This is a genomic window from Streptomyces nanshensis, from assembly GCF_001751255.1.
Lineage (GTDB): Bacteria > Actinomycetota > Actinomycetes > Streptomycetales > Streptomycetaceae > Streptomyces > Streptomyces nanshensis_A.
Window position 1 is genome coordinate 1 of the sequence record NZ_LJGW01000192.1, and the last position, 4,194, is coordinate 4,194.

A 4,194-nucleotide genomic window follows, 5' to 3' on the forward strand; every position below is an offset into this window, starting at 1 on the left:
GCGGCAGCGCCCCGTCCGGCACCCGCCGCGGCGAGCGCGCACAGCCCGCGGGGCAGCAGCGTCAGCGCCGCCAGGACGTGCCGCCACGGCGGCGGGTACGGACGGGACGGCAGGGCACTGTGCGGCACGGTCATGGCACTGACGCTAGGGTCCGGCGGCCGTGCCGCGCGTCACTCCGGGGAGCCAACTCCCGCCCCTACTGCGGTAGTACGGATACGGCGGCAGTACCCGAGGGGGGGGCCNTGCGGCAGCTCAGCCGCTGTCGGCGTGCTGCCGCGCCGCCAGCGTGTGCGCCGTCTCCCGGGTCGCCGGATAGAGCGCGAGGTAGTGCCCGTACAACTCGTCGTAGATGCGGCCGCGTTGGGGGTCCGGGACGACGGTGGTCTCGACGGGGTTCCAGGCGTGGATGTCCTCGCGTGCCGCCACGCCCGTGCCGACCGCCGCCAGAAAGGCGTCGCCGTACGCGGCCCCGATGGTGTGCCGGGGCACCGACTGCTCCAGGCCCGTGACGTCCGTGACGATCTGCGTCCACAGGTCGCGTGCGCCGCCGCCCACGGCCACCAGCCGCCGCAGATCGCCGCCCGCCTCCCGCATGGCCGCCAGATTGTGCCGTACGCCGAAGGCCGTGGCCTCCAGCGCCGCCCGGTAGAGATGTCCGCGCCCGTGCCGCAGCGTCAGCCCGGCGACGACGCCGCGCGCGTCCGGGTCGAAGACGGGTGTGCGCTCCCCCGCGAAGTACGGCAGCATCAACAGGCCCTCGGCGCCCGGCGGAAGGGCCGCGGCCTCCTCGGTCAGCGTGCCGTATCCGGCGCCGGTCAGATCGCGCAGCCATGCGGTGATCGCGCCGGAGGTGGCCATGCCCGCCGCGAGGCAGTACGTGTCCTCGTACGCGCCCGCGGTGGACCACAGGCGCACGTCCGGCACCGGCTCCCCGACGACGTCGACGAGGAACATCGTCGTCCCGTACATCAGCATCACATCGCCCGGCGACGTCGCGCCGACGGCGGCCGACTCCGCCCAGGCGTCGATCGTGCCCGCGACGACGGGCGTGCCCGCGGGAATGCCCGTCGCCTCCGACGCCCCGGCGGTCACCTCGCCCACCACCTGGGCGGGCGCGACGAGTTGAGGCCACTCCAGGCCGGGAGCCACCTCCTCGCACCACGGGCCGATCCAGCCGCCGCCGCGCAGATCGTGCAGCGGATCGCACTGGCTGGCGGAGTGGTGGTCGAGGACGTACGCGCCGGTCAGCCGGCGCACCAGATACGAACTGGCCATGTACCAGCGGCGCATGCGCCGGTAGACCTCCGGCTCGCGCTGCCGCACCCACGCGAACTTGGGGCCGAGTGCCTGACTGGTGAGGGCGGAGCCGCAGCGCCGCATGATCTCGTCCTGGCCGTAGCGGGCGGTGAGTTCGGCGACCTGGTCGCCCGCGCGGGTGTCGACGCCGTAGAGGATGGCGGGCCGCAGCGGCTCGTCGTCCTCGCCGGCGGGCAGCAGGCACGGCCCGATGCCGCTGACGCCGACGCCCGCGAGGCGCTCGCCCTCGCCCGGGGGGAGTTGGGCGAGGAGTCCGGCGGCCAGCTCGGTGAAGTCCCGCCACCACACGCCCTCCGCGTCGTGCTCGACCCGTCCGGGACGCGGGCTGGAGGTGCGGTGCTCGCGTACGGCCTGCGCCACCAACCGCCCGTCGGAGCGGGTGAGTACGCCCTTGGAGCTGGAGGTGCCGATGTCGATGCCGAGCAGGAGCGTCATCGCACCTGCCTTCCCGCGCCCGGGCCGCCGAACCCTCCGCCGGAGGCCGCACCGGCGCCCGTGCCGTACCCGGCGGCGTCCCCGAACCCGTCGTAGCGGATGCCCAACTGCTCGCAGACCGCGCGCAGTTCGGCCACGTGGTCGCCGGGCACGGCGTGGATGTGGTTGGCGCCGAACTTCGTGAGGAACTCCTCCGCCGCACAGCCCAGCGACGCGAAGGCGTGCGGCCACTCCCAGGTGGAGGCCCGCATCATCTGCTCGTTGGTCTTCTCGTCGTACGTCTCGAAGCCGCCCCGTACGACGTGCATCCGGTAGGCGCCGTCCTGCCGCGTCAGCCGCGCGAACGTCATCTCGCCCGGCGCGGCGAGGTGTTGGACGGATGCGCCGCCGGCCGGGAAGTAGAAGACCTCCGGGTGCAGGGTGACGTGGCGCAGATTCTCGGCGGGGTCGGCGGAGCGCGCCGCGTACCAGGTGGCGTGCTGGCCCGAGTTGCACAGATCCCAGACGTCCTTGTCGGCGTGGTAGTGGCGTACGTCGGCGAAGAGCACCGGGTCGCCGGTGAGCAGCTTGAGGATCTGCATGGTCAGCGCCGCATCCATGTCCGCCTCGGTGGAGGTGACATGGGTGTCCTTGGGGCCCTCCCAGTCGTACGGGTCGTTGAGGAACGCCTCGGCGATGTCCATCGTGCAGAAGTTCGCGGTCAGTTCGGGCTGGCCCTTGATGCCGGAGAAGTCCAGACTCCACTCGTCGATCAGCTCGCGCATGGCGTAGTAGGTGCGGATCTGCCGCTCCAGGAGCTGCGGTGTGAGCCGGTCGCCGTCGTAGTGGACGGCGGCGGCGTGCCGCTCCAGCCACTCGCGGGCGGCGGTGACGCGTGCCTGCTCGGCGTGCTCGCTGCGGCGTACGACCTCCCACTGGTCGATCTCCTCGACGTCCACGCCGAAGGTCCGCATCCACTGGTCGGTGTTGGCGGTCGCGGTGTACATCCCCATCGGGCGCCCGCCGATCCGGCCGAAGGTCGAGCCGCGCAGCCCGGTCACGGCCGAGGCCGCGCGCACCTGTGTGAGGATCCGCTCGCGCACGGCCGGCTCCTCCAGGTCGCCCCAGGCGCGGGCGTGCGTGCGGCCGAGCTGGTCGAGGGCGCCGCCGCCGGCCAGCATGCCGACCATGCCCGGGAATTGGGGATCGATGTTGGCGACGAGCAGCAGCGGGCCCGGGGTCGCCTCCGCGGCCAGCGCGGTGAAGTGCGGGAACGTCCACACGGAGTGGTGGAGGATCGTGATGTCGGGATGCCGGTCGGCGACCCAGCGCGCCTGCGACGTGGCGAGGGTGTTGCTGGTGACCTGCTCCGGGGAGACGACGACCTCGTGCCCCGACTCCCGCAGCACGCCCGCGAGTTGGTCCGCGGACCGCGCGACGTGGTCGTGGACGTCGCGCTGGACGTAGTCGCGGCCGTCGGAGACGGGGAGCAGACCGATTCGTGCCATGGATTTTCCTCCAGGTTGTCGTGCGGACGGGCGTGCGCTGCGTCAGGCCGTACGTCGCTTCGGGCGGTAACTCACCTCGTTCCGCACCTCACTTCAGACCGGACGTCTTGACGGACTCGACGATCTGCCGCTGGAAGCCGAAGAAGAGGACGAGCATGGGCGCGGCGGCGACGACCGCCGCGGCGAGGATGTAGTTCCAGGCGGAGGTGTACTGCGACTGGAACGAGGTGATCGCGAGCTGGACGACCGTCAGATCCGGGTTGTTGGTGGCGACCAGCGGCCACAGGAAGGCGTTCCAGTTGGCGAGGAAGAAGAAGATCGCCAGCGCCGAGAGGATGGGACGGGAGAGCGGCAGCACCACCGAGCGGTAGACGCGCCAGTGGCCGCAGCCGTCGACGATCGCCGCCTCCTCCAGTTCGCGCGGTATCTGCACATAGAACTGCCGCAGCAGGAAGATCCCGAACGCGTTGAAGACCGCCGGGACGATCAGCCCGGCGTAGGTGTCGAGCATCCCGAGCTGCCGTACGACGACGAACAGCGGGATCAGCACCACCGGCGCCGTGATCAGCAGCGTCGAGAAGATCACCGTGAAGATCCCCTCGCGTCCCGGGAAGCGCAGCCGCGCCAGCGCGTACGCCGCCATGGAGTGCAGGAAGAGCGCCACGACGGTGACGACGGCCGAGACGAGGAAGCTGTTGAACAAATAGCGCGCGAAGGGCACTTCGGTGAAGACGTACGCGAAGTTGCCGAAGGTGACCTCGCGGGGGATCAGCCGGCCGTCGTTGACGTCGTCGCGCGGCTTCAGCGACGCCGAGATCATCCACAGGACGGGGAAGAAGGCGCCGGCGGCCAGCACGGCGGAGAGCACCGTGAGTCCGATGCGGGCACGCCGGGCACCGGGCATGCCGCCGGACGCCGTCGCGCGCGCGGCGCCCGGCGCACCCGGCGAACCCGG

General features: G+C 71.9%; 3 protein-coding genes. All 3 read right to left on the bottom strand.

Features of this window, described 5'->3' with window-relative positions:
- Window positions 1-252 precede the first annotated feature (252 nt).
- The gene (locus AN218_RS11575; RefSeq protein ID WP_070016772.1) at window positions 253-1,752 is read right to left on the bottom strand and encodes an FGGY-family carbohydrate kinase; all 1,500 of its coding nucleotides are present in this window, start codon (window positions 1,750-1,752) and stop codon (window positions 253-255) included.
- Window positions 1,749-3,239: an L-fucose/L-arabinose isomerase family protein gene (locus AN218_RS11580; RefSeq protein WP_079132061.1), complete on the bottom strand. Its 1,491-nt coding sequence runs from the start codon at window positions 3,237-3,239 to the stop codon at window positions 1,749-1,751. The genes AN218_RS11575 and AN218_RS11580 overlap by 4 nt, the downstream gene beginning before the upstream one ends.
- 88 nt (window positions 3,240-3,327) lie before the next feature.
- A partial coding sequence (locus AN218_RS11585) for a carbohydrate ABC transporter permease (protein ID WP_244900405.1) occupies window positions 3,328-4,194 on the bottom strand: 867 nt, incomplete at its 5' end.

Coding starts and splice junctions, on each gene's coding strand:
- AN218_RS11580 (WP_079132061.1), bottom strand. CDS start 3,239: ATGGCACGAATCGGTCTGCTCCCCGTCTCCGACGGCCGCGACTACGTC.
- AN218_RS11575 (WP_070016772.1), bottom strand. CDS start 1,752: ATGACGCTCCTGCTCGGCATCGACATCGGCACCTCCAGCTCCAAGGGC.